The 25,193-nt window shown below is 31.1% G+C and carries 19 protein-coding genes, 2 other RNA genes and 5 pseudogenes; 20 read left to right on the forward strand and 6 right to left on the reverse strand.

Annotated elements, in window-relative coordinates; all coding sequences use genetic code 11:
* Positions 1–1,694: 1,694 nt before the first annotated feature.
* Positions 1,695–2,852 (reverse strand): aspartate kinase, encoded by a 1,158-nt coding sequence (locus GOY07_RS00340; RefSeq protein ID WP_175837366.1) that lies wholly within the window; start codon positions 2,850–2,852, stop codon positions 1,695–1,697.
* 984 nt (positions 2,853–3,836) lie between these two features.
* Here GOY07_RS00340 and GOY07_RS04255 point away from each other — a divergent pair.
* Positions 3,837–4,835, forward strand: a pseudogene (locus tag GOY07_RS04255) (IS630 family transposase).
* On the opposite strand, the gene GOY07_RS00345 reads toward GOY07_RS04255, so the two are convergent.
* Both GOY07_RS00345 and ssrS read right to left on the reverse strand, forming a co-directional pair.
* The gene (locus GOY07_RS00345; protein WP_175837368.1) at positions 4,813–5,277 is read right to left on the reverse strand and encodes a type II toxin-antitoxin system RatA family toxin; all 465 of its coding nucleotides are present in this window, start codon (positions 5,275–5,277) and stop codon (positions 4,813–4,815) included. The pseudogene GOY07_RS04255 and the gene GOY07_RS00345 sit on opposite strands and share 23 nt — an antisense overlap.
* 18 nt (positions 5,278–5,295) lie before the next feature.
* Positions 5,296–5,457: non-coding RNA, 6S RNA (ssrS, locus tag GOY07_RS00350), on the reverse strand.
* A 122-nt stretch (positions 5,458–5,579) separates the two neighbouring features.
* On the opposite strand from ssrS, the gene GOY07_RS04565 reads away from it, so the two are divergent.
* Positions 5,580–5,813 carry a hypothetical protein gene (locus GOY07_RS04565; protein WP_367618204.1) on the forward strand — a complete coding sequence of 78 codons (234 nt, stop codon included), beginning with the start codon at positions 5,580–5,582 and terminating at the stop codon, positions 5,811–5,813.
* Between the two features lie 536 nt (positions 5,814–6,349).
* Here GOY07_RS04565 and GOY07_RS04570 read toward each other — a convergent pair.
* Positions 6,350–7,327: pseudogene (locus GOY07_RS04570) on the reverse strand (IS630 family transposase).
* A gap of 146 nt (positions 7,328–7,473) precedes the next feature.
* Here GOY07_RS04570 and GOY07_RS00365 point away from each other — a divergent pair.
* A complete protein-coding gene (locus tag GOY07_RS00365) occupies positions 7,474–8,175 on the forward strand; it encodes a thioredoxin domain-containing protein (protein WP_175837371.1) in 702 nt (233 codons plus the stop codon).
* Positions 8,176–8,204: 29 nt separating this feature from the next.
* On the opposite strand, the gene GOY07_RS00370 is transcribed toward GOY07_RS00365, so the two are convergent.
* Positions 8,205–8,483 carry a DUF2671 domain-containing protein gene (locus GOY07_RS00370; RefSeq protein WP_175837373.1) on the reverse strand — a complete coding sequence of 93 codons (279 nt, stop codon included), beginning with the start codon at positions 8,481–8,483 and terminating at the stop codon, positions 8,205–8,207.
* 248 nt (positions 8,484–8,731) lie between these two features.
* Between GOY07_RS00370 and GOY07_RS00375 the strand changes: the two genes are divergently transcribed.
* Complete coding sequence (locus GOY07_RS00375) at positions 8,732–9,382, forward strand: O-methyltransferase (protein ID WP_175837375.1); 651 nt, start codon at positions 8,732–8,734, stop codon at positions 9,380–9,382.
* Position 9,383: 1 nt separating this feature from the next.
* Here GOY07_RS00375 and GOY07_RS00380 read toward each other — a convergent pair whose 3' ends face one another.
* The gene (locus GOY07_RS00380; protein ID WP_175838459.1) at positions 9,384–10,037 is read right to left on the reverse strand and encodes a glutathione S-transferase family protein; all 654 of its coding nucleotides are present in this window, start codon (positions 10,035–10,037) and stop codon (positions 9,384–9,386) included.
* 391 nt (positions 10,038–10,428) lie between these two features.
* Here GOY07_RS00380 and ffs point away from each other — a divergent pair.
* The 16 genes and pseudogenes from ffs (at position 10,429) to GOY07_RS00450 (ending at position 25,122) form a co-directional block, all read left to right on the forward strand.
* Positions 10,429–10,528: signal recognition particle sRNA small type (gene ffs, locus GOY07_RS00385), an RNA gene on the forward strand.
* A gap of 15 nt (positions 10,529–10,543) precedes the next feature.
* Positions 10,544–12,028 (forward strand): DNA polymerase III subunit gamma/tau, encoded by a 1,485-nt coding sequence (gene dnaX / locus GOY07_RS00390; protein ID WP_175837377.1) that lies wholly within the window; start codon positions 10,544–10,546, stop codon positions 12,026–12,028.
* 21 nt (positions 12,029–12,049) lie between these two features.
* Positions 12,050–12,364, forward strand: coding sequence for a YbaB/EbfC family nucleoid-associated protein (locus tag GOY07_RS00395; RefSeq protein WP_175838460.1), 315 nt, complete (start codon positions 12,050–12,052; stop codon positions 12,362–12,364).
* Positions 12,365–12,972: 608 nt separating this feature from the next.
* Positions 12,973–13,161 (forward strand): hypothetical protein, encoded by a 189-nt coding sequence (locus GOY07_RS04145; protein ID WP_218938971.1) that lies wholly within the window; start codon positions 12,973–12,975, stop codon positions 13,159–13,161.
* 1,142 nt (positions 13,162–14,303) lie between these two features.
* Positions 14,304–14,624, forward strand: a complete 321-nt coding sequence (gene grxD, locus GOY07_RS00400) for a Grx4 family monothiol glutaredoxin (protein WP_175837379.1) — start codon at positions 14,304–14,306, stop codon at positions 14,622–14,624.
* An 810-nt stretch (positions 14,625–15,434) separates the two neighbouring features.
* A pseudogene (locus tag GOY07_RS00405) lies at positions 15,435–16,385 on the forward strand (IS630 family transposase).
* Positions 16,386–16,427: 42 nt separating this feature from the next.
* Positions 16,428–16,721, forward strand: coding sequence for an aminotransferase class III-fold pyridoxal phosphate-dependent enzyme (locus tag GOY07_RS00410; RefSeq protein ID WP_175837381.1), 294 nt, complete (start codon positions 16,428–16,430; stop codon positions 16,719–16,721).
* A gap of 240 nt (positions 16,722–16,961) precedes the next feature.
* Positions 16,962–18,248 (forward strand): HlyC/CorC family transporter, encoded by a 1,287-nt coding sequence (locus GOY07_RS00415; RefSeq protein ID WP_175837383.1) that lies wholly within the window; start codon positions 16,962–16,964, stop codon positions 18,246–18,248.
* A gap of 9 nt (positions 18,249–18,257) precedes the next feature.
* Positions 18,258–18,454 (forward strand): annotated as a pseudogene (locus GOY07_RS04260) (DUF2312 domain-containing protein).
* A 61-nt stretch (positions 18,455–18,515) separates the two neighbouring features.
* Positions 18,516–19,079, forward strand: coding sequence for a UbiX family flavin prenyltransferase (locus GOY07_RS00425; RefSeq protein WP_175837385.1), 564 nt, complete (start codon positions 18,516–18,518; stop codon positions 19,077–19,079).
* A 3-nt stretch (positions 19,080–19,082) separates the two neighbouring features.
* Positions 19,083–20,006, forward strand: a complete 924-nt coding sequence (gene folD / locus GOY07_RS00430) for a bifunctional methylenetetrahydrofolate dehydrogenase/methenyltetrahydrofolate cyclohydrolase FolD (protein WP_175837386.1) — start codon at positions 19,083–19,085, stop codon at positions 20,004–20,006.
* A gap of 401 nt (positions 20,007–20,407) precedes the next feature.
* Positions 20,408–21,391 (forward strand): annotated as a pseudogene (locus GOY07_RS00435) (IS630 family transposase).
* 391 nt (positions 21,392–21,782) lie between these two features.
* The gene (locus GOY07_RS04265) at positions 21,783–21,941 is read left to right on the forward strand and encodes a polysaccharide deacetylase family protein (protein ID WP_246224411.1); all 159 of its coding nucleotides are present in this window, start codon (positions 21,783–21,785) and stop codon (positions 21,939–21,941) included.
* Positions 21,942–21,982: 41 nt separating this feature from the next.
* Positions 21,983–22,165, forward strand: a complete 183-nt coding sequence (locus GOY07_RS04270) for a polysaccharide deacetylase family protein (protein ID WP_246224412.1) — start codon at positions 21,983–21,985, stop codon at positions 22,163–22,165.
* Positions 22,166–22,232: 67 nt separating this feature from the next.
* Positions 22,233–23,798 (forward strand): penicillin-binding transpeptidase domain-containing protein, encoded by a 1,566-nt coding sequence (locus tag GOY07_RS00445; protein WP_175837388.1) that lies wholly within the window; start codon positions 22,233–22,235, stop codon positions 23,796–23,798.
* Positions 23,799–23,916: 118 nt separating this feature from the next.
* Positions 23,917–25,122 carry a WH2 domain-containing protein gene (locus GOY07_RS00450; protein ID WP_175837390.1) on the forward strand — a complete coding sequence of 402 codons (1,206 nt, stop codon included), beginning with the start codon at positions 23,917–23,919 and terminating at the stop codon, positions 25,120–25,122.
* Positions 25,123–25,193 lie beyond the last annotated feature (71 nt).

Below are 25,193 nucleotides of genomic sequence, written 5' to 3' on the forward strand. Positions count from 1 at the left end.
GTAATTGCTTTGCAAAAAAGAGCACTTTCAAGCAAAGCAATTGTATTATAAGCCTTTTATTGCGCAAAATGTTCTGTTTTATATGTAACCAAAGCCTCCTCTCTCAATAGGGTTTTAGCTAGGTAAGCATGTATATAATCTCGACATTTTGATGTCTTTAAATTTTTAACTTATTAATTTTACTCTAACCTGTATTTAACATTTTCTTTAATACCTGTCTCTAACTTTCGAATGCGTGCCACTAAGATTTACAAAGAAAAATCCTCTTGTTCAGTATACTTATACTAATTTCTAGTGTACAAGAAATAAATAAAAGTAGTGGGAAAGAAACCATACTGAAGTAAGTAAAATAACAAGGCTTAAGCGACGTTAAAATTAAAATTGTTGGATAAAAAAGTGGTAGAATCAGAAAAAAATGCTGAGGAAAGTGCAAAATATTGCAAGAAAATTAAATATTGAGACTGCAATAAATAAACACTGTATAACAGCTTTAGCAAAAATATATTGCATTTCAAGAACAACACTAACTGCATGAAGAAAGTACCTAAAATTTGGAAGAGAAGAAAAATGGTTTACTCTTCCTTAATGTTATAGAAAAACTAGATTAAATCAGAATTAATTTGAATAAGTAAAAGTATGGATATAAGAAAACTCCTAATGTTACTATTAAAGAAATGAGAATAAGAATTCAGGAAAAATTTGGCTTGAATGTTAGTAAATCTGCAGTAATATGCAAAAATGAAGTCTTTGCATATTACGTTAGGACCAGTTTACAATGAATAAGGTAGAGGTAAACAAGAAGAATTAAAAGAACTTAATGAAACTATTGGTAGGTGTTGTGAACAAGAGTTATTTTTCTTCGATGGATCACAGTTTGGTACACGTTTGAAAGTTGAGCGCTGGTGATTTAAAAAAGGCGTTAGAACACAATTGGGAGAAAATTAGTTAGATAAAATTTTTATCTCTACAGAGTAATAACCCTAGAAATGAAGAGATTTCTAGCTTATTTATACCAAAATGTCAACACTAATTGTATGAATATATTTCTTGAACAAATGTTGCAATACTTAAGAACATGACAAGCTTTTCTTATCGTGGATTATTTTAGTTAACATAAATTGAAAATTTAAAAATATCTAAAATGTCGGATTATATACATGTTACCTCATGTTTATTTAGGCTAAAACCCTATTGAAAGAGGCTTTGATTGCATATAAAACAGAACATTTTACGTAATAAGGCTTATAATACAATTGCTTTGCTTGAAAGTGTTTTTTTGCAAAGCTATTACCTCTCTTTCTCATTCTGCAATGTCATTATATTTGACCTATTATATAGTGAGAATTGGTATTAGAAAACTCACATTCTCTATTTAGCTTTACCAATTTAATCTAAAATGTCATTGAGAAAATGAATAAGAATATTCTTGTTTTTCTCAGTGCAAAGATGCTTGCAGAAACTCGGAAAAAGCTATAAAAAATTTACTTAAAAATATTATTCGTTATACACTATTTTGCGCAAATATTCAACTTCCTTGTGTTTAAAATTTTTCTCTATCTTATAGAATAAGATGTACCAATGGTAAAAGATAGGCTTTTAAATCATTCATGGATTTCTGCTACATTGTTAATATGGTACTTGCCTTTCTCTGCGAAATATATTAGAAAGGGAAGGTTATAAGGCATAAGAGATGATCAGCTACTTTCTGCGCACATCAGCTCAGTATGTAAATCCCTAACTATAGCTTCGGCATATTCCCTTTGAACGATGATACTAATTTTGATTTCGGATGCTGTAATTGCAAGTATTTTTATCTTTTTTTCACTGAAGACCTTGAGTATATGACACATCACAGACATAACACCAATACCAATTATTGAAATTTTAGCTGCGTTATTGTTTATAACATAATCTTTATTCTCGTTTAGTAACCTTTTTACTAAGTCAATATCAAACTCGGAAATTACGATACTTGATCCATGTATCATATCAATTTTAATATTTGCCCATGCCATGTCTTTTAGAGCATGCAAGTTATTTGCAAGGTTGGTAAAAGTTACAAGAGCTTTATTAGTGCTATAAGTTATTCCAGTAATTGTGTGTTTCTCTAATACATCATTTTCGTGTAATACTGCAGTGCCTTCTATCTCTTTAGAAGTGGATAGTATTTGTACTTTAATGTTGTGTTTCATTGCGAGTTGTACTGAACGATTATGCAGTATTTTAGCACCTGATGATGACATCTCCAACATTTCATCATAAGAGATGTATTTAAGTTTGTGTGCTTTTGGGACAATTTTCGGATCGGCAGTATATATTCCATCTATATCAGTAAAAATCTCACAAACTTTGGCACCAAAAACTACTGCTAAGGCAACTGCTGATATATCAGAGCCTCCTCTTCCTAAGGTAGTGATTCTATTATTATATGTGCCCTGAAAACCAGCGATGATTGCCACAGTATAACCTTCAGCGAAAGATCTTTTTAAATGATCAATCTTTATTGTTTTTATTTTAGACTCGGAATAAGAATCATCAGTTATAATTGGTAGCTGCCAAGCAAGCCAAGATTTGGCATTTACTCCAATAGATAGAAGAGTGATCGCTAATAGGCCACAGGAAATTTGCTCTCCCGCTGAAAGCATAACGTCGTATTCTGATAGTTCTTGTTTATGGCTTAAGTTTGAGATTTGTCTAGCCTGAAAAATCATTTGGTCAGTAAGCCCTGCAACAGCAGAAACAATAACGACTACACTACAACCATTATCAACATCTTTTTTTATTAAATTTGCAACTCTGGTTAGATCAGTTAACGAGGTTCCACCAAATTTTTTTACTATTATGTTATCCATAGTTATAATATAGCTTCTTTTGGAGAAAAATATACTACTAATTGATATAAGTTTTAAAAAGCTTGATCATTCTCCGTGGCAGAAGTCTCTGATTAGAGATAACGAACCACAAATTAGTATAGTTTTAACGTTTTGAATAGGGCTTTTAGTGTGCGATTTAATATAGCAGCATCGCTGATTTTAATTTATATTCAATGGCATTTTTATTTATTATTGATATTCCTTTCCTGATTAGATTTGTATTTGTTGCTTTGGGTTAAGATTTGACATAAATTATGCATAGTAGTTTGATATAAGGTTTTAGGTATTTCAAGAATTTTTTTTCACATTTTTGTTACGAATAATATCAAAAATTATATGAATGTTTTAGCAAAATTATCTTTTACCTGCTTGTGTCAATTCTCATTGTTGGTGATCAAATAAGTGATATTACAGAGTAAAAAGATGAGATAACAAATTGGTACAAAGCGCTCTTAGGTAAAGTAATTGTATTATAGACTTTATTATGTAAAATGTTCTGTTTTGTGTACAACTAAAGTCTCTCAATAGAATTGAGCTCAGGTAAGTATGGTGGTAGGCATATAATCTTGATATTTTTAGAGACCCTTAAATTTTTTTAATTTATGCCAACCAGCACAGTCTATAGTAAGAAAGGCTTCTCATGATTAGAACATTTGTTCAAGAAATGTACTCATACGGTCAATATTAATATTTGGCATAAATAAGCTAGAACTCTCTTCATTTTTAGAATTAATTGCATTGTAGAAATAAAAATTTTATCTACCTAATTTTACTTTAGTCTGTGTTTTAATGCTGTTTTAAAACTACCCGTATTTAATTTTCAAGTGTCTATTAAACCAAAATTTATTAAATATGAATAACTCTCTTATTCAGGATGCTGATGCTAATTTCCACTGTACAAGAAACAGATAGATAATAATGGAAAAGAAGCCCTAATGAAGTAGGTAAAATAGCGAGATTTAAATAGTGTTAAAATTGAAATTATTGGATAAAAAAAATCGTGAAATCAACAAAAGGAATGCTGAAGGGAGTGCGAAATAACACATACGTACAAAAAACTAAATGCTGTGTAACTATAGCAAAAAGTACAGTATAACATCTATAATAAAAATATGTTTCATTTTAAGAATAGCACTAACTGTACAAGTAAAATATCTCAAATTTGGAAGAGAAGAAAAATTGTTTGCTATTTTTTAATGTTGTAGAAAAACTAGATTGAATCAGGGTCAATTTAAATAAATTGAAGTATGTATGCAGAAAGCCTGATCTTATTGAAAGAAATGCGAATAAGAACTTAGAAAATTTGGCTTGAATGTCAATAAGTCTACAGTACACTGTAATATATAAAAATGAAGTTTTCATATATTACGCGGAGACTAATTCACAATAAACGAGATAAAGGTAGATAAAAAGTAAAAAAACTTAACAAGACTATTGTAAATAGTCTAACAAGAGTTGTTCATCTTTGATGAATTGCAAGTTTGACACACATTCAAAAGTTGATACTAGTAGTTTAAAAATGATGTCAAAACACAGGTTAAAGTAAAATAAAGTAGACAGAATTTTTATCTCTATAGCGTAGTCCATTCTAGAAATAGAGAGAATTTTAGCTTATTTGCATCAAATGTTAATACTGGCTATATAAATATATTTCTTGAACAAATGTTGCAATCACGAGGAGCCTTTCTTATCATTGATTGTGTTAATTAGAATAATTTAAAAACTTAAAGATATTTAAAAATATCAAGATTATATACCTGCCACCATACTTACCTAAACTCAATCCTAGTTGAGAGACTTTGGTTGTATATAAAACAAAACATTTTACATAGTAAAGTTTATAATATAATTGCTTTACCTAAGAGGGCTTTGTACTAATTTATTATCTCATCTTTTTCATTCCACAATTAAATATCCTGCAATGTCAGTTATTTGCCCATTAAAAATGATGATTTGTGTTAGCAAAGCTCTCAACCCTGTCTTTAAACGCAGCGACTATTTTACTTTGTGTATATTTATATACTGAATTTAATAAAATGGAAAATGAGCTAGATTTAAACTCAAACTCTATATAAAACTTCACCATAGTTTTCTTTTCATCTATAAGAACGAATTTCCATTCATTATATAAACGCTTGAATATTCCATTTGAGGATACTACTTTTATCCAACCTTCATTCGTTCCATTCGGAGAAAGGAAAGTTACCTCCGATGTATATCTTCCTTTAATTCCGTGGAAAGCGGCTGTGAGATCCACAACTACCTGATTATTAATTTTCTTCTTTAAGTAAACAGCTTTGCACCAAGGAACAAAATCAGGATATTTCTCAATATCAATTACAACCTGAAATACCTTATCAGGTAAACATAAGAAAATATCTTGTTCTTTGTATTGATGAAGCATTAATTTAAATTAACTGGAACGAGATCCGTATCTAACGTTAGCCTTAGTAGATTCCTGAGACCAGAAGTTAAGGTGGGCATTACGTATCAACTTCAATGAAATCAATAGAGGCAATTCCCTTGATTAGAAATTATCGCTCGGGAAATTTAACTTAACTTATAACGTGTAGAACAGACCCCTGCAATTATAGCCAATTTATGCAAGGCGTGTCTATAAGTATATTGCAGTCAGCAAAAAACTAGCTATTATTTAGCTTTTATTAAACTTTGCATTTTGCATGTCATAGTTAGTGAATACATCTCATGAATATTATTAGAGTCTTAATCATTATTATTTTCATTGTAATTTCTTTAAACGCTTACACTAATTGTGCAGATCGTGGAATTTTTGTGCATCCTGTGAAGCAAAAAGTGGATGGCATATCTATAACGGAAAATAAAAAAATAGGGGAGCATGTATATAAAAAGCTTCAGGAAATCGTTCAAAATGATGTTGATTTCAAAAAATATCTCAATTTATTATGGAAAAATATGTAGCTTTAGCTACCAAAAAAGAAAGAGAAGATTTTTAAAGAGGAAATGAAATGTATTTTACACGTTTGTGTATCATAATTTTATTATAAATACATGAATAATAATAAAATGACTATAATAAGCTCAAGAGCAGTTGACGATGTAAGTTGTTTGATTAGTACAAGATTTTCTTATAACAATGAAGAATTTATAAATATTGATTTATAAAGTTACCAAAAATGTCAGTTCTTTCTTAGTTAGTGATGTTGCAATGAACGGGATAAGCGTTTCTATTAATCAATATTCTCAACTTAGTAAAAATTCTATATATAGTATAATGCATGTTATAGATGAATTAAAGTATAACAATAATTTATGGTACATGCTTTATTGGCCTAAGCTGCTTGATAGCAGACTAAAAGTTTTTTTCTTGATCGTATTAAAGGGTTTTCTTAGCAAACTAAACAATTCTGAAAAAATACTCCTATAATCCATATAGCTGAAACCAATGAGAAAGACTCAATATTATCATTCGAATACCAATTCTCATTATTAGTGGATCAAATATAAGTGACATTACAGAATTGTTTAATTGTGAGTGAGAAAAAGAGGTAATAAATTTGCACAAAGAGCTCGCAAGCAAAGCAATTGTATTATAGACTTTATTACGCAAAATATTCTGTTTTATACATAACTAAAGTCTCTCAATAAGATTGAACTCTGGCAAATCTGGTGATAGATATATAATCTCGATATTTTTTAGGTACCTTTAAATTTTTTGATTTATTTTTACTAACATAATCTATGTTAAGAAAGGATTCTCGTGATTGCGGCATTTATTCAAGAAATATATTTATGTAGCCAGTATTAACATTTGGTGCAAATAAGCTAAAATTCTCTCCATTTCTAGAATGGACTACGCTGTAGAGATGAAAATTTTGTCTACTTGATTTTACTTTAACCTGTGTTTTGACGTCATTTTTAAATTACTAGTGTCAGCTTTTGAATGTGTGCCAAACTGCATTCATCAAAGATGAATAACTCTTGTTTAGGATATTTGCAATAGTCTTGTTAAGTTTTTTTACTTTTTATCTACCTTTATTTCGTTTATTGTGAATTAGTCTCCGCGTAATATATGAAAACTTCATTTTTTGTATATGACGCGGTGTCTGTAGATTTATTAACATTCACGCCAAATTTTCCTGAGTTCTTATTTGCATTTCTTTAACAGTAATATTAATTTTTTTTTGCATATATACTTCAATTTGTTCAAATTAACTCTGATTCAATCTAGTTTTTCTGTAACGTTAAGAAGTAGCAAACAATTTTTCTTCTCTTCCATATTTGAGATATTTTATCTGTATAGTTAGTGCCATTCTTGAAATGAAACATGTTTTTACTATGTATGTTATACTGTGCTTTTTGCTACAATTACAGCATTTAGTTTTTTGTACATATGCATTATTTCGCACTTCCTTCAGCATTTCTTTTGTTGATTTCACGGCTTTTTCATCCAATAATTTTAATTTCAGCGCAATTTAAATCTCGTTATTTTACCTACTTCATTAGAGCTTCCTGTTGTCTATTCTTTCCTTGTACGGTGGAGATTGGTATAAGAAAAAGTTATCTTGACATTATTGATATAAATACGTAGTTATTTAGCAAGTTAAATATTTATATTGTAATGATTTTTAAGTTATTATTTTTATTGATCTTTATAAGTGTTAATTCTTATGCAGTGATTAAGCAGGACTTATCTAACAATCAGTACACTCAAAAAACTAATGAAATAACACCAAAAGAACTACTGTCGCCGTTGTCTGGTGATAAATTATTGGGAAACCACAAAGCACCAATTCTAATGATAGAATATGCTTCACTTACTTGTTATCACTGTTCTCTTTTTCATAGGGAAGTTTTTCCTGAAATTAAAAAGAAATATATAGATACAGGTAAAATGCTATATATATTTCGTCATTTCCCTTTAGATTACAGGGGACTAAAGGCTGCAATGCTAAGTTATTGCTACGAGAAGCAAGAAGATTATTTTAATTTTAATAAAGCTGTTTTTAGTTCGATAGATTCATGGAATTACTCTAATTTAGGTGATTTAACTGTGTTACAAAAAGTGGCAGCACTAAGCAACTTAAAGCAAGATACATTTAATCGATGTATTAACGATGAGAAAGTAATGGATAAAATTATAAATGATAAATCACTAGCAATTAATAAGCTTGGCATTATGGCCACTCCGATATTTTTTATAAGACCTAACAATGATAAATCACATATAGAGCCTGATAAAATTAGATATGAAGGATATAAAACGCTAGGATATTTTGCTAACGTAATAGACAAACTATATGAAAAAGCTATAGTGAAGTGATACCACTGTAGCTTATCATACAAAAGGCTCTATACTGATCCATCATTTTTCATCACTGCTTGTTGTTTTTTACGCTCAAACTCTCTTTTTTTACTGTGCCAAGCGTAATAATACATAGCAATTTTATTTTCTATCAATATTATTGTTCCATCATAAAACTGAACCATATCCATAACTTTTTTCTGGGCTTCATCAAAACGTTCCCTATACTTTTCACGATAAGCTGGGTTATTTAATAATGTAACTCCTTCATCTTTGTTAGATTTTTTGCTTAACGTTTCAACTTCACTAGCAATGTTATAAGACATATAATCCCCTCTAATTGATTATGAAAATTATATTTAAAAGAGAAACTTGCATATAAGTAGTTCCTTTAAATTTTAATGTGGCAGCCAATCAGCTGTTACATTAGTTAACTATGGTACTATATATCACAATTTTTGTCACTTAAAATTTTACGCTATAAAATAATGGCCTAAAGTAAATGTTTGTATTATTTTAGGTATATCATTATTTATGAATTTTGTATTAATTAAGCCTTCCTGTAATACAAAACATGGCACGTAATAAATCTAACGTAAAACTGTCATATATACGAGATTTATTTGCAAAAGAATGCAAAGAAATAGAAGAGTATTGTCTTCTTAAAGAAAAACAACACATTCAAATTAGCGCTGAAGAAGGAAAGTTATTAAGTTTATTTATAAAAATTCATAAGGTAAAAAGTATCGTTGAAATTGGCACATTATATGGTTACTCATCAATTTGTATGGCAAAAGCTCTACCTGAGTTTGGCCATATATATACAATAGAAAATAATCCTGAGCACTTTAAAATAGCAAAAAAAAATTTTAGTGCTTTTAATCTAGATAATAAAATTACTTTAATAGTAGGCAATGCATTGGAAAAATTGGCTGAATTATCAGCGAAGTCACCATATGACATGATATTTATTGATGCTGATAAGGATGGCTATCCTAAATATTTAGATTGGGCAGAGTCGTACATTAGACAAGACGGACTGATTGTTGCAGATAATACTCTATTATTTAACACAGTGTTTTTGGAATCACCTCCAAAAGAAGTATCAGAAAAATCATGGTGTGCTATGAGGGAATTTAATTATAGGTTATCAGATGAAGAAAAATATTACTCTATATTAATTCCAACTGATGAAGGAATGACTGTAGCTTTAAAGCTTACGTAAACTAAAAATCAAAGTCAGCGTAGTGTGGAGGAGGAATTAACCCGGGAACTCTTTCTAATAACATCTCACGAAAGCAAGGCCTTGACTTTACAATGGAATACCATTCTTTTAAAATTTTACTTTTTTCCCATGGAAAGCTATTTACGTAATCCATTACAGAAATATGTGATGCCAAAGTAATGTCAGCTAAAGTGAACTTATCAGTTGCAAGCCAAACATTTTTGTTAATTAAGTACTCAATATACTCTATATGGCAAGATAGATTATGTTGAGCTGCATGGAGAAACCTGGAGTCAGGACTGCGGTTAATTATTACTTTCTCGTTTATAATATATTTAGTAACTTCATGATAAAATTTATTATCAAACCAATTAATTAAAGCACGTATTTGAGATTTAACAACAATAGACGAGTCAAGCAATTTGATATCGCTATTGTAAGTTTCTTCTAGATATTCACAAATAGCGTTGCTGTCTGCTATAATAAAGCTATTATCTATAAGCACTGGTACCTGTCCAGTTGGATTAATCTTCATAAATTCATTTCGCTTCTCCCAAGGATTTTCATATACTAAATCGCAGCTCAGCTTTTTTTCCTTAAGGAAGGCTCTGGCTTTTCGTGAAAATGGACAAAGGGGAAAGTGATGTAAAATCATAATACCTCTCCTATCATCTTTCTTTTCTTCATGCTCTCTTTTTCTTTTGTCATCCGAGTACGTGATACTGTGATCCAAAGAAAAAGATGTGGATTTTAGTAGATCTTGTACAATAACCTCTTATTGCTTTGGCACTTATCATTCTATGGCTTGGCCACATGGTCTAGTTGTTTAAGAGATTTCCAGGTTCTAGTATTGCGCATTAGGATGATATAAATAAGCACTTAACTAAAATGATATAAATAAAAATTTAGATAACAATCTTGTAGTGACTTGCATAACAACTAACTTTTTACTTACTTCAAAGTAGCGCTGTAAAAAATTTAGCATATCAAATTATGAGGCTAATATAGAATATACCTTGCTAAATAAAAAAATAAAGTATAACCTTTTACAAGGTATGCAGGCAAAAACTCTGTAACTTGGTCAGATCAGAGATGAAGCAGCCATATCAGAATCTTTATTGGGTTGCATACCTAATCTTGTCATTTATTTTAACATAAATCATGAACATAGCATTAAAATACCGTCCTGGCAGCTTTAAAGATTTAGTAGGTCAAGATATATTAGTGCGTATATTAGAAAACGCTTTTAATCTCAACAAAATTCCACAATCTATACTACTCTCCGGCAATAGTGGAGTGGGTAAAACTACCACAGCAAGAATAATAGCTTTGTGTTTAAATTGTTCCTTGGGACCAACTTTTGAGCCGTGTGGATCATGTAAAAATTGTCTGGCGATAAAAAATTCAAGCCATCCAGATGTGATTGAAATCGATGCAGCAAGTCATACTAGCGTTGATGATATAAAAGTAATCCTAGGAGATATTTGCTATTCACCTATAAGGTCTAAGTTCAAAGTTTATATTATAGATGAAGTACATATGTTATCCAGTAGTGCATTTAATGCATTACTTAAAACCTTAGAAGAGCCACCGTTAAGTGTAAAGTTTATTTTAGCAACTACAGAGATAAAAAAGATACCAATCACTATTGTTGCACGTTGTCAAAGATTTGATTTACGTAACATTCCTATAGCTAAAGTAATAGAGCGTTTGAATGATATTGCACAGAAAGAAAATTATTTCCTTGAAAAAGAGGCATCAGAATTAATTGCGCGTCGTTCTGGCAATTCAATGCGTAACGCCTTGTTTTTGATGAATCAAGCAGTGCTCTATACTAAAGATAGTATAATATCTGCCAAAAGTGTGATGGATATACTTGGCTTAGTGAATAAAGATATTATGTTTGATCTATTGGAAGCAATATTGAATGGTGATTTACAGAAAGCTCTATCATTGTTCGATAAAGCAGTGGAAACAGCAAACCCGCTTAGTATTTTTGAAGGTCTATTACAGACAATTCAGTTGATATGCCGTTTTTTAGTTACAAAGGAGATTGATAATTCGGTTACGGAATGTGAGAAGAACAGGATAAAAGACCTGGGTGTAAAGAAGTCTTTAATATTTTTATCAAGATTATGGAAAATATTACTCAAGGGAGTTCAAGATATAAAAACTTCGACATGCAGTGATGTTGCTGCTGAGATGATGTTAATTAGCCTCTGTTATCTTTCTGATCTACCTTCTCCTGAGCAGGTAGTTAAGAAGGTTCTTGCGCAAAGTACACAGCGGAGGAATACATGCAGCGCAGAAAACATACAACAAAAAAGTTATGATTTTGACAAGATTTTGCAACTATTACGATGGAATAACCAAATTTATCTTTACAAGCAGCTATGTAATAATCTACAATTAGTGGACTGCAAACCTGGGTATTTAAAATTAAAAGCTGTATCTCAGTTGGATAGTAATTTTTGTAATGACTTAAAAAATTACTTAAGTCAGCTAACTAAGCAAGAGTGGGTTGTTATAATTGATGCAGGTTATATAAATAAGGGAGCAAGTAGCTTAAGTTATACACCTGCAATCAAGGGTATACTTGATACATTTAAGGGTGCAGAGGTGGTTAATATAGAGAATAAGGAGTAAGTTGTGGATTTTAATCAGATAATGAAGCAAGCGCAAGAGATGCAAAAGAAGCTTACAGAAGCTCAAGAAAAGTATATTGGTAAAGAATTTCAAGGTATTTCCGGTGGGGGTAGAGTTTCTGTGTTGATAAAAGTCATAAAAATAGGTGGTTATAAGGCTAAAAAGGTAAACATAGACTTAGAGCTTATGAGGAATGAGGAGAAGGATATAGTAGAAGATTTGGTAACGGCAGCATTCAATGATGCTGTTAAGAAGGCAGAGGAGGATATGACAAATACAACCTCCGATCTTGCAGGTATGATGAGTTTACCACCTGGGTTTAAACTTCCCTTTTAAAATTTTTCTACATAAAATTTCTGGTGTTTCTAGTACTTCTTTAGTAACGTACCTACAACGTTGTATAAAGATGAAGGAAACTGTAGAGTAGTAGAAGTGATATGTGAGGAGTAAAGAAGGGCTAGAGCTAGGTGACACAACTGTATAAACATAGCAATTTATAGGTAATTTACGCAATAAATGGTATTATTTAATGTCTCCTTCTTGTATTATCTTAGTAGTCCCTTTATTATTGTTCCAATACCACGCACTGGAATCTAGTAAACTTGTTTAATATTTTCGTCATCTTATGGTTTTTTAGTATAGAAAGCCAGCATCAAGCGCTGGAATATCGGGTAACTGCCACCGTCGTAGCAAAATTCTTGTAATATCCCTAAGGCGCTGGTAAACAGAGGGATGAAGGTAGCTACAAATATTCAAGGAGTTTATTAAACAGTAGCTAACAGAAGGAATCTGTTAACCCATGAAGGAGTTCCTTAATTTAAGTTTTTATACCAATAACCACTATAAAAAGAACGAATAGACAATAATGAGAAAGGAGATAGACTAAAATAAGTAAAATAGCAAGGTTTAAGTAGCATTAAATCAAAATTATTGGGTAAAAAGTCGTGAAATCAATAAAAGAAATGCTAAGGAAAGTGCGGAATAACGTATATATTGCAAAAAAAACTAAATGCTATAATTGTAGCAAAAATATGCTGTTCTTTAAGAACAGCGCTAACTGCACGGGTGAAGCCCTAAAATTTAGAAGAGAAGAAAAATTATTTGCCCTCAACATTGTAGAAAAATTCTCTTGAATCAGACTTAACAAATTGAAGTATAGATACAAAGTAATCCTAATATTACCATATAAAGAAATGAAGATTAAGAATCCAGGAAAAATTTGGCTTGAATTTTAGCAAATCTCAGTGCAGCATAAAATTATATAAAAATGAGATTTTTGTGTATTGTGCTAAGACCAATTTACAATGAACAAAATAAAGGTGACAGGAAAAGTTTTAAAAAACTTAATGAAACTATTGTAAGTATCATAAACAAGAGAGTTATTCATCTTTAATGAATCGCGGTTTGGCACACATTTGAAAGTTGATACTGGTGATTTAAAAAGAGTGTTGTACACAGGTTAAAGTAAAATGAAGTAGACAAAAATTTTTATTTCTACAGTGCAATTAGTTCTAGAAATGAAAAGAATTTTAGGTTGTTTGCACTAAATGTCAACATTGGTTGTATAAATATGTGTTCTGAACAAATGTTGCAATAAGGACGGGAGGGACCTTTCTTGTCATGAATTTTGTTAATTAGCATAAGTCAAAGAATTTAAAGGTACCTAAAAATATCAAGGTTATATACCTACTAAAGCTTAATCCTATTGAAAGGCTTTAGTTGTATACAGAACAGAGCATTTTATATGGTAAAGTCTATAATACAATTGCTTTGCTTGAGGGTGCTTTGTACAGATTTATTACTTCCTCTTCCTTGCTCCGTAATAAAATAACTTTTGTAATGTCACTTATTTGACTTATTAACAACGAGAATTGGTATTAGGTACTTTATTCATGTAGTTAATACTGTTCTGAAATGCAATGTGTTTTTGCTGAGGCTATTATACTGTGCTTTTTTGCTATAATTACAGCATTTAGTTCTTTTTCATATATGCGTTATTTCTTATTTTCTTCAGCATTTTTTTACTGGTTACACGATTTTTTCATCCAATAATTTTGATTTTAATTTAGCAACTATATAACTGATAATTCAATTGCATACAGTTGTTTTAGATTTATAATAGATAGATAATCATTGTTATTTAAAAATAACCTTTAAGTGCTTTCTTAAAAAGGCGAAAATAGAATAGCACATGGTAGTATAATAAGGACTTATGGGGTGTCAATCTATGTATGAATTGCAATTAGAAACTAGTATTTAAAATTAAGGTAACATTATGAACAATTTCGAACAAATAAAAAAAGACATAGCAGAAAATGATGTGGTGTTATACATGAAAGGTACATCTGATTCTCCTCAATGTGGGTTCTCTGGACTTGTTGTATCAATTCTCAAAAAATTGAATGTGAAGTTTAAGTGCATTGATGTTTTGGAAAATGATGAGACACGTCAGTCCATAAAAAAGTTTTCTGATTGGCCAACAATTCCACAACTATACATAGGGGGAAAGTTTATTGGTGGCTGTGATATCACTCGTGAGATGTATGAAAAAGGAGAGTTGCAGAGTTTGCTAAAAGAAAAAAAGATTGTTGAATAAAACTTTAAAAAACTTGACTTCGGAAAGCTAAACCATGTTGCCATATTTAATAGATGAGTGGCTTAATACTATTGATTTTACAGAGTAATTTTGCTACTTGTCATTATCCAAGCTTAATCACTTTTATGGTCATCAATTTCTATTGATGTAAATACTACATGATTATTGTCATTAAAGATTTATCCCAAGAACATCTTAATTATTAAGCCAAAAGCCGAAAAAGGATTTTATATGTAAATTTTTTCCCCGAAAGCAGCTTTATATTAGCAGTTAATTCTTGCAAATAGCTGTTCCATTATTATACCAATTATCATTGGTAATAAGTCAAGTAAGTGATATTGCAGAGTTGTTTGATTGCGAATAAGAAAGAGAGGAATCTCTTTGTACAAAGAGGAGCTCTCAAGCAAAGCAATTGTATTATAGACTTTACCATATAAAATGCTCTGTTCTGTATACAACTAAAGCCTTTTAATAGGATTGAGCTTTAGTAGGTATATAACCTTGATATTTTTAGGTACCTTTAAATTCTTTGACTTATGCTAATTAATAAAATTCATGACAAGAAAGGTTCTTCCCATCCTTATTGCAACATTTATTCAGAACACATATTTATACAACCAATGTTGACATTTAGTGCAAACAACCTAAAATTCTTTTCATTTCTAGAACTAACTGCACTGTAGAAATAAAAATTTTATCTAGCTCATTTTACTTTAACCTGTGTTCTAATACTAATTCCTACTATACAAGTAACGGATAGACAATAACGGAAAAAATCTAGACTGAAGTAAGTAAAATAACAAGGTTTAAATTGCGTTGGAATCAAAATTATTGGATGAAAAAGTCGTGGTAAAAGAAATGCTGAAGAAAGTGCAAAATAACGCATATGTTGCAAAAAAAACTAAATGCTGTGCTGTAATTGCAGCAAAAAGCACAGTACAGTAGCTGTAGCAAAAATATGCTGTATTTTAAGAACGGCACCAACTGCATGAATAAATCATCTAAAATTTGGAAAAGAAGTAAAATTGTTTACTCACTTAAAGTCGTAAAAAACTAGATTGAATCAGAGTTAATTTGATAAGTTGAAGTATGGATACAAGAAAATTCTAATATCACCATTAAAGAAATGAGAACAAGAATCTAGGAAAAATTTTGCTTGAATATCAGCAGTTTACAGTATATCGTAATATGCAAAAAATGAAGTTTTCATATATTATGCCAAGACCAATTTACAATAAACAAGATAAAGGTAAGCAGGAAAAGTTTTAAAAAAAACTTAATGAGCCTATAGGTAAGTATCTGGGAAAAGTTGCTCATCTTTGATGAATAGTGATTTACATACATTTAAAAATTGAAACAGGTGATTTGAAAAGGGCGCTAGAACACAGGTTAAAGTAAAATAGGTAAATAAAAATTTTTATCTCTACAGTATAGTCAATCTTAAAAATAGAGAAGTTTCTAGCTTGTTCATACCGAATATCAACACTGATTGTATAAATATTTGTCTTGAACAAATGTTACAATGTTAAAGGATAGGAAAAACCTTTCTTGTTATGAATTGTGTTAGTTGGCATAAGTCAAAGAATTTAAAGGTACCTAAAAATATCAAAGTTATATACCTACTAAAGCTCAATCCTATTGAGAGCTTTGGTTGTTATAAAGCAGAGTATTTTACATAATAAAATCCATAATACAATTGCTTTGCTTAAGAGCTCTTTAGTGCAAAGAGATTCCTCTCTTTCTTATTCCGCAATTAAATAACTCTGCAATGTCACTTATTTAACTTGTTAAGAATGAGAGTTAGTGTTAGTAAAAGGTTATAATGCAGGGGTAATTACTCCAGGAATACATGGATCAACTTATAGTAGTAATCGAATTACTATGATTGTTGATAATATAGTGCTTAGTATAACGCTGAAAAAAGGTTTCCTTAATCATATTGAGGAAGTTAGTAAATATCTAAAAGAAAAACTGTTGCTTTTAATTGAAGAATTTCCGGAGATAATTTCTAAAATTCGTGGTGAGTGGGGAAGGCTTATTTACAGAAATAGAACTTTAAACTTCTTTATAATGATAAAATTATCAGCAGTCTCTTGATCAAGGTTTAATAGCAACTGAGATTTTGAATAGTAGAGTAATAAGAATAACCCTTCACTTATTGTTGAGGATAAATATATAGGCGAGCGTGTGATATACTCTATAATTTATTTTTTAAGGTTAAAGTTACATTAACATTTTAAATATGTAAAACTTATCCTATAAAACTTTGAGCTTGCAAATGCTTCTTATAACATATAAAATTAGCTCTGTTTTTCGTCTCAATAACATCATACTTTAATGAATTGGTTATTGGTTTTAATATTATCAGTAATTTTTATTTTGTTAATTTTATCGTTTTTGTTTTCAGGAGCAGAAATAGGTTTAACTTCAATTAGTCGTTCTCTAGTCAATAAGCTAAAACTAGACGGCAGTAAAAGAGCCAAGATGATAGACCACTTATTAAATAAAAAAGAATTAACAATAGGAACAATATTACTTGGAAATACAATTATTAATATTACTTGCTCCGTTTTATTTACAGCAATATTTATAAATTTCTTTGGAAATGAAAGTGTTTTTCTATCAACGATTGTAATGACGTTTTGTATCTTGCTGTTCTGTGAGGTACTACCAAAAACTTATGCTATGCAAAATCCTGAAAAATTTACGTCATTCTCTGCTTATTTTGTATTGTTTTTTGTCAATGTTTTTTCTCCATTAACGTTAAGCATTCAATTTATTGTCAATTTCATTTTAAAATTATGTGGTCTTCATAAGAATAGGGAGGCGATATCTGCAGCAGATGCAATGCGTAACATGATTGCTCTTCACCGCAGTGAAGGAACAATGTTACAGCAAGATTTAGATATGTTAAGCAGCATACTTGACTTAGCTGAAACAGAAATATCAGAAATTATGACCCATAGGAGAAACCTATTTTCTCTTGATATAGATAAGAATAAAGAAGAATTAATAAGAGAAATTTTAACTAGCAGCCACAGTAGAGTACCTTTATGGCAAAAAGAGCCAGATAACATTGTCGGAGTAGTTCACGTGAAGAATTTAATAAATGCTTTGCGTGAAAAGGATAATAAAGTAGATGAGGTTGACGTTGCTCGAGTTATGTCAAAACCTTATTTCTTGCCAGAAAGTACACCGCTCAGTGTACAACTTCATAACTTCCGCAAAAATAGGAAACACCTTGCATTTGTTATTGATGAATATGGAGTGCTGCAGGGAATTGTAACCCTTGAAGATATACTGGAAGAAATAGTTGGGGAAATTTCTGATGAACATGATTTAGTTACGGAGAATTTTATAAAGAAGATATCTGATAATGTATATCACATAGAAGGAAAATCTACTATTAGGGATATTAACAGACAGTTACACTGGGATCTCCCTGACGAAGAAGCTACAACTTTAGCTGGTATGATTGTAAATGAGATAGAGCGCATTCCTGAAGAAGGTGAGGAATTTTCTATGTTTAGTTTTTACTTTAGGATTTTAAAAAAAGATAGAAATATTATTACTGTTATTGAAGTACAAGTAAAAACTGATAGTACTGTAATAGCAATTAGTTAATTGAATTTAATGGAAAATATAGTAAAAGTAACGGCTAAGGAGTTAAAGAATTATACAGAAAGAATTGAAAAACTTGAACAAGAAAAGAAGAGTGTATACGATCTCATTTGTGATGTATATGCAAAAGCGCAGGTAGAAGTCGTAATACAAAAATGATGAAACAAATTATTAGGCTGAGAAAAATGGAAGATGATGATAGAGTATAGACAAGAGATATTGCTTAATACTTATGAACGCGCATTGGGAATGAGTTGCAAAGAAAATTAGGTGAATAACAGGATTGTGATTGGAATAAGTGGAGCATCTGGTGCTATTTATGGTGTGCATATTTTAAAGGCACTAAAAAGTGCTAATTGTGAAACACATTTAGTAATAAGCCGTGCTGGAAGAATAACTATATCTCATGAAGTTACAGAAAGACTTGAAGATATTATATCACTTGCAGATTTTTATTATTGTGAAGAAAGAATAGGAGAAAAAATAGCGAGTGGCTCATTTAAAACTTTAGGTATGGTTGTTGCTCCATGTTCTATGAAAACAATGTCTGAAATTGCATCAGGTGTTACTTCCAATCTGTTAACAAGAGCTGCAGATGTAACACTAAAAGAAAGAAGAAAATTAGTTCTTATAGTGCGAGAATCACCACTACACCTTGGTCATTTACAGAATATGCTGAAATTAACAGAGATGGGGGCAATAATTGCTCCGCCAATGCCTGCTTTCTATACCAAGCCAAAATCGTTAGAGGATATTGTAAGTCACTCTATTGGCAAAGTGTTGAGTTTATTTAATATCAAATTACCTGACTTCAAAGAATGGCAAGGAGTATAGCAAGTGACAATTATCATCGATGGTAAAAAAATAGCTGATGGCCTGTGTGAGGAATTATCACAAAAAATCTCTATTTTAAGAAGAAAGCACAACATTTTTCCTTGCCTTAAAGTAATTCTTGTAAACAAGAATCCAGCAAGTCAGATTTATGTTCGTAATAAACAAAAAAAAGCAGAATCAATAGGCATAAATTCTGAAACTATTGTTTTACCTGATAACATTTCGGAAAATAAATTAATTGAAAAAATTAATGAATTAAATGATGATCCATCTGTAAATGGCACTTTAGTACAGCTACCTTTACCAAGTCACATTAGGGCAGGAAAAGTAATTAACACAGTGAATGTTGAAAAAGACGTAGATGGCTTTCATGATGAAAATGTTGGTAGATTAGTTAAAGGTGAAAGAAATTGTCTTGTACCTTGCACTCCTAAGGGAGTTTTGCATTTAATTAAGTTGGTTGAAACTGATCTTTCAGGTAAAAATGCAGTGGTGATTGGTAGGTCAAACATTGTGGGTAAGCCAATGCTTTACCTATTGTTGCAAGAAAACTGTACTGTTACTATTTTGCACTCGCAAAGTAAAAATTTAGCTGAATATTGCTCTAAAGCAGATGTAGTAGTTGCAGCAGTTGGAAAGCCAAATTTTGTCCAAGAAAGCTGGATAAAGGAAGGAGCAATAGTGATTGACGTTGGCATAAATAGTGTAAATATGAAGGGACGGACAAAACTTATAGGTGATGTTAACTTTGATAGAGTAAAAGAAAAAGCCAAAGCTATTACGCCAGTACCAGGGGGCGTTGGCCCGATGACCATTGCATTCTTGATGATAAATACTGTTATTGCTACTTGCTTGCAGAAGAAAGTTGAAATTTCTGATTTTATGAGCTTAATACCAGTTTCTACTGTACAAGGAACGAATAGGTAATAATGAAAAAGAAGCCATGCTAAAGTAATGCTAATTCTCATTGTTAATGAGTTGAATAAATAACATTACAGAGTTGTTTAATTGCAGAGTGAGAAAGAGAGGTAATAAATTTGTACAGACCACTCTCAAGCAAAGTGATTTTATTATAGACTTTATTACGCAAAATGTTCTATTCTATATAGAACTAAAATTTCCCAATAGGAATTAAGCTTGGTGAGTATTGTAGTAGATGTATAACTCGATATTTTAAAGTAATTCTAAAATTTTTAACTTATATTAATTAATATAATTCATGGCAAGAAAGGCTTCTTGTATTCTTATATTATTTCCAATATGCAAGAAACGGATAGGTAACAATAAAAAAGAAAACTTACTGAAGTAAGTAAAATAGTGAAGTTGAAATGGTATTGAAATCAAAATTTTTGAATGAAAAAGCCGTGGAATCAGCAAAAGAAATGGTGAAGAAAGTGCGAAATAACGCATGTGTTGCAAAAAAACTAAATGCTGTAATTGTAACGAAAAGCATAGTATAACAGCAGTAGCAAAAACATGTTTCATTTTAGAAACAGCATTAACTGCGTGGATAAAGCATCTAAAATTTGGGAGAAAAGAAAGATTGTTTACTCTTCCTCAATGTCGTAGAAAGGCTAGATTGAATCAGAGTTAATTTGAATAAGTTGAAGTATGGATACAGAAAATTCTAATATTACTATTAAAGATAAGGATTTAGAAAAATTTGTCTTGAATATCAGCAAGTCTACAGCACACTGTAATATGCAAGAATGGAATTTTCATATATTACGCAGAATTAATTCATAATGAACAAAATAAAGGTAGTAGAAAGAATTTGAAAAAACTTAATGAGGCTATTGGTAAGTGTCTTGAACAAGAGTTATTTATCTTTGATAAGCGAAGTTTACCACGCATTCAAAAGTTGGTACAGGTGATTTAAAAAGGATGTTAGAACGCAGGTTAAAGTAAAATTAGGTAGGTAAAACTTTTATCTCTACAGGAGCTAATTCTAAAAATAGAGAGAGTTCTGGCTTATTTATACCGAATGCAAACACTGATTGTATAAATATATTTCTTGAACAAATGTTGCAATATTTAAAAATATGAGAAGCATTTTTTGTCATGGATTATGCTAGTTGATACAAATTAAAAATTTTAGAAACACCTGACAGTATTGAGTTATATATCTACCATCATATTCACCAGGCCTTAATCCCTATTGAGAGACTTTAGTTGTATATGAAATAGAACATTTTGCGTAATAAGATCTATAATAAAATTACTTTGCTTGAGAGTGTCTGTGCAAATTTATTACTTCTCTTTCTCACTCTGCAATTAAACAACTCTGTTGTGTCATTTATTTGACTCACTAACAAGAGAGTTGGTATAAGATCTATAATTGTGCAGTAATATAATTGGGCAAGATGAAAGATATTGAAATAGTAGGGCTAAAAGTATGATTAATAATAACTTTTTTTTTGCTGTATCTGAGCACAACTTTCTTCGATGATTGTAATTTTAATTTACTATACTGTGGACTCAGTTGCAATTTAGATCTATCATATAAAAATTTTAGGTAACATAAAAGAATTTGTTAAATAGCAATGGCAAGTTTATTGTGGTACATTTGATTATGGGCATCTAGCAACAGAGTGGCTGATATTATTAACATGATAGGAAACTAGAAGGTAAAAGCAAAAATTTTTCTTCTTAGTGAATGCATAAAAACTTCTGAGGTAATAGAGAAAGTCTATAATCCAGGTTATGAGCTGGGTAATCACTCCTGATTACGTAAGAATTGACATCACTCTCAAGTGGAGAACAGTTGCGGAGTTGAAAAAGGTGAATATGGCAATTAAAAATGTAACAGAACAGGATATGAAGTGGTTTTGTCTACCGTATGGGATTATGACAATAATCTAACCTAAAACGCTAATCAATTAGACATGTGTTCTGTATTATAGATGGTTAATTCTTTAGATTGGTATGGCAGTAAAATAGAGATCTTAGTTACAAGAGTTATGGGTAATGTACATGATAAAGTAATCATATTGTTACATGATCACAATAACAAATCAAATGCAGTTGAAGCTTTACCTCAGATTATTAAAACACTAGAAAAATCTGGTTATGATTTACTTCCTTGAGAATGGGAAGAAAGGCTTTGTGAAGCAAAGGTATATTAATAGAGGAGGGTACATTTAGAAAAAATTTATGCGTACAAAAAATAAAATCTTTAATCGTAGAGCATTTATATTAGGTGGTATTCAGCTTACCATTTCCATAATTTTTAGTTGTAGGTTATATAGTTTACAAATATGCAATAGACGAAAATATGAAATGCTAGCTGATAATAATAGGATACGAGTTGCCACTATTATGCCTAAGCGTGGTAGAATTTTAGATAGGAATGGCATTGAACTTGCAGTGAACAAAATTTCGTACATTGTTTTGTTTGATGGGCAAAAAGTTTCTAGTGAAAAAGTTGATTGGAAAACATGGTCAGAAATTGAATCTGATTTAACAAAATCGTCAAAAACAAAAATAACCGCTCTTTATAAACGTTACTATCCGTTTGGTTCAATATGTTCACATATGCTAGGATATACAAAAAAACAGCAAGGCATAAATGAAGCAGGAGTCAGTGGTATTGAATATACATATGATCATATATTAAAAGGCAAGCCAGGGAAATCTGAGCAGGAAGTAAATTCTAAAAAACTCATTGTGAGAGAATTATCCAGCATACCACAACAGGACGGACGGGATGTGCAGCTGACAGTTAATATTGATCTGCAGGAAAAAATCGCAGATATATTTAAAGGTCACAGAGGCTCTGTAACGGTGATTGATGTAAGTAATGGAGACATTTTAGCGTTATATAATTCACCTTCTTACGATAATAATCTTTTTGCTAACAAATTATCAAATGAAGCTTGGGAAGATTTAAATACTCCTTCATTACCACTTGTAAATCGTGCATTATCGTATCAAATTCCACCTGGTTCAATATTTAAAATAATAGTTGCACTTGCAGGTTTAAAGGATGGAATAATCAAGCCAGAAGAGAAGTTTTCTTGTGTAGGCTATATGAGGATAGGTGAGCGGAGATTTCGTTGCTTGAAAAGTAAGGTCCATGGGTATGTGTCTTTAAATGAAGCAATTGCTTTGTCATGCAATACTTACTTTTATAACATAGGGAAAAAAATAAGTGTCGACTCTTTAGTAGAAATGGCCAGAAAATTCGGTATCGGAAGTGGGCCACTAATTGGAACATTTAAAGAAGAGGCTTCAGGATTATTGCCTGATAAAGGTTGGCGTACACAAAGGCTATATTCAGAGTGGTATTTAGGTGACACTATCAACTTAGTTATAGGACAAGGATATGTACTTGCAACGCCACTGCAGCTTGTAGTTCTTGCGGCAAGAATTGCAACGGGAAAAGAGGTAATTCCCTATATTGAGATGGGTAAAAAGGTGCAAGATTTTCCTGATATTGGTATAGCTCATGAGCATCTTAAAATAGTTCGAAAAGCTATGTTTAATGTGGTAAATGTCAAAGGTGGAACCTATAGAAAAGGGCTAAGCGATATACGAATTGCCGGTAAAACCGGTACACCAGAGATAAACTCTAAGGGTGAAAGTCATAAGTTATTCATCGCTTATGGCCCTTACCATGACCCGCGCTACGCGGTCTCTGTGTTCATAGAATACGGCAAAGTCCCACGTCAAGATATTGCTATGGCCAGTGAGATATTAAGGTATATGTTTAAAGGGTGAATGTTGTATAGCTACTGCTGGTCGTGTATTATCTTATACTAATATTAATTAGTCTATAGATTGTTGACAATTACTGATAATTTTCTACTATTGATACTATGTCAATAGTGAGAAAAAAATGCGTATATCTAGTTTTGGACCTTTAATTGCTGTTTTATCATTATCTGTATTGAGCTTTACAACTGGTCAATATCTTCCTTATGTTATTGCAGCAGTTTCTGGTTCCAGTACTATTGCAGTAGCTCCGTTAGCAGTTTTTGCTGTTTCTATGGTTATTGCACTAATTTCAGCAGTGTACCTTATTAAACTTGCCGTTTTTACAGTTAGTAATAAGAAAGAAGGAGATTGTTCCAGTGGAAAAATACTTAATCGATCTGGTCAGCAATGTACTGTATCTCAGGGACTGACACGAAAATCTATATATAAGAATGATGATTTGAAAAATGAATTAAATAAACATATTTCTTTTTCATCATCTTCACCAACGTGTGGTACAAGGACTTTCTCGTCTTCTGCTCTGCCTTTATCAGGCAATGCACCACCTCCACCTCCTTTTTCTCAAATTTCATCAACTCAATCAAGTGGTGTTGGTTTATTTGCAGGGGTGAAGAATACAAAACTAAAGAAAACTAGCGATCCTGTAAAGACACCTGAGTATGATGGTAGCCGTAATGCTATACTTGAGCAGATAAGACAAGGCACAAAACTCTTGACTAAGAAAGAGCGCGATGAAAAATTAAAAAAACAGGCTGCAATGAAGACTGGCAGTTCTGTAAAGATACTTGAGTATGATGATAGCCGTAATGCTATACTTGAGCAGATAAGACAAGGCACAAAACTCTTGACCAAGAAAGAGCGCGATGAAAAATTAAAAAAACAGGCTGCAATAAAAGATGGTAAAAAAGAGCAATTAAACAACAGTGTAGGTGAATATTCTAGGGCTGCATTATTCGAAAAACTTAAATATAGGAGATTGGTAATTGGATTCTCAGATAGTGAAAGTGGTCGTTCTAATTACAGTGATAGTAGTGGGTGGAGTGATAGAAGTGTTAATGAGCAAGAAGAATTAAGAGAGAAAAAGCTGACAAAACACAAGGGAAAATTTGCTTATTCAAATTCTCAGATATATAGTGAAAGGAACAGTACAACTCCTAGCAGTGGTTGTGTATCTGATGATGATGCAGCAGGTCAACAAGAGCCTGAAACTGCAACTCCTTCAAGTTATTGGTCAAACAAAAAAGAACAATTACAGGTGTTGCCCAAGCCAGATTTAAAGTGTGTTAATTTGCAAAAAGAATCTAAAGCTTTTCTTATAAAACAATAACTGAAAGATAAACACTGCAAACTTTTTTCCTTTTTTAAAATAAGTTTACCTATGAGTCTGATTGTATTAAG

This window comes from Wolbachia endosymbiont of Litomosoides sigmodontis (assembly GCF_013365435.1).
Lineage (GTDB): Bacteria > Pseudomonadota > Alphaproteobacteria > Rickettsiales > Anaplasmataceae > Wolbachia.

Coding starts and splice junctions, on each gene's coding strand:
- dnaX (WP_175837377.1), top strand. CDS start 10,544: ATGAACATAGCATTAAAATACCGTCCTGGCAGCTTTAAAGATTTAGTA.
- GOY07_RS04265 (WP_246224411.1), top strand. CDS start 21,783: ATGAGCTGGGTAATCACTCCTGATTACGTAAGAATTGACATCACTCTC.
- GOY07_RS00450 (WP_175837390.1), top strand. CDS start 23,917: ATGCGTATATCTAGTTTTGGACCTTTAATTGCTGTTTTATCATTATCT.
- GOY07_RS00445 (WP_175837388.1), top strand. CDS start 22,233: ATGCGTACAAAAAATAAAATCTTTAATCGTAGAGCATTTATATTAGGT.
- GOY07_RS00370 (WP_175837373.1), bottom strand. CDS start 8,483: ATGTCTTATAACATTGCTAGTGAAGTTGAAACGTTAAGCAAAAAATCT.
- GOY07_RS00345 (WP_175837368.1), bottom strand. CDS start 5,277: ATGCTTCATCAATACAAAGAACAAGATATTTTCTTATGTTTACCTGAT.
- GOY07_RS00395 (WP_175838460.1), top strand. CDS start 12,050: ATGAAGCAAGCGCAAGAGATGCAAAAGAAGCTTACAGAAGCTCAAGAA.
- GOY07_RS00365 (WP_175837371.1), top strand. CDS start 7,474: ATGATTTTTAAGTTATTATTTTTATTGATCTTTATAAGTGTTAATTCT.
- GOY07_RS00340 (WP_175837366.1), bottom strand. CDS start 2,852: ATGGATAACATAATAGTAAAAAAATTTGGTGGAACCTCGTTAACTGAT.
- GOY07_RS00375 (WP_175837375.1), top strand. CDS start 8,732: ATGGCACGTAATAAATCTAACGTAAAACTGTCATATATACGAGATTTA.
- GOY07_RS04565 (WP_367618204.1), top strand. CDS start 5,580: ATGAATATTATTAGAGTCTTAATCATTATTATTTTCATTGTAATTTCT.
- GOY07_RS00415 (WP_175837383.1), top strand. CDS start 16,962: ATGAATTGGTTATTGGTTTTAATATTATCAGTAATTTTTATTTTGTTA.
- grxD (WP_175837379.1), top strand. CDS start 14,304: ATGAACAATTTCGAACAAATAAAAAAAGACATAGCAGAAAATGATGTG.
- GOY07_RS04270 (WP_246224412.1), top strand. CDS start 21,983: ATGGTTAATTCTTTAGATTGGTATGGCAGTAAAATAGAGATCTTAGTT.
- GOY07_RS00380 (WP_175838459.1), bottom strand. CDS start 10,037: ATGATTTTACATCACTTTCCCCTTTGTCCATTTTCACGAAAAGCCAGA.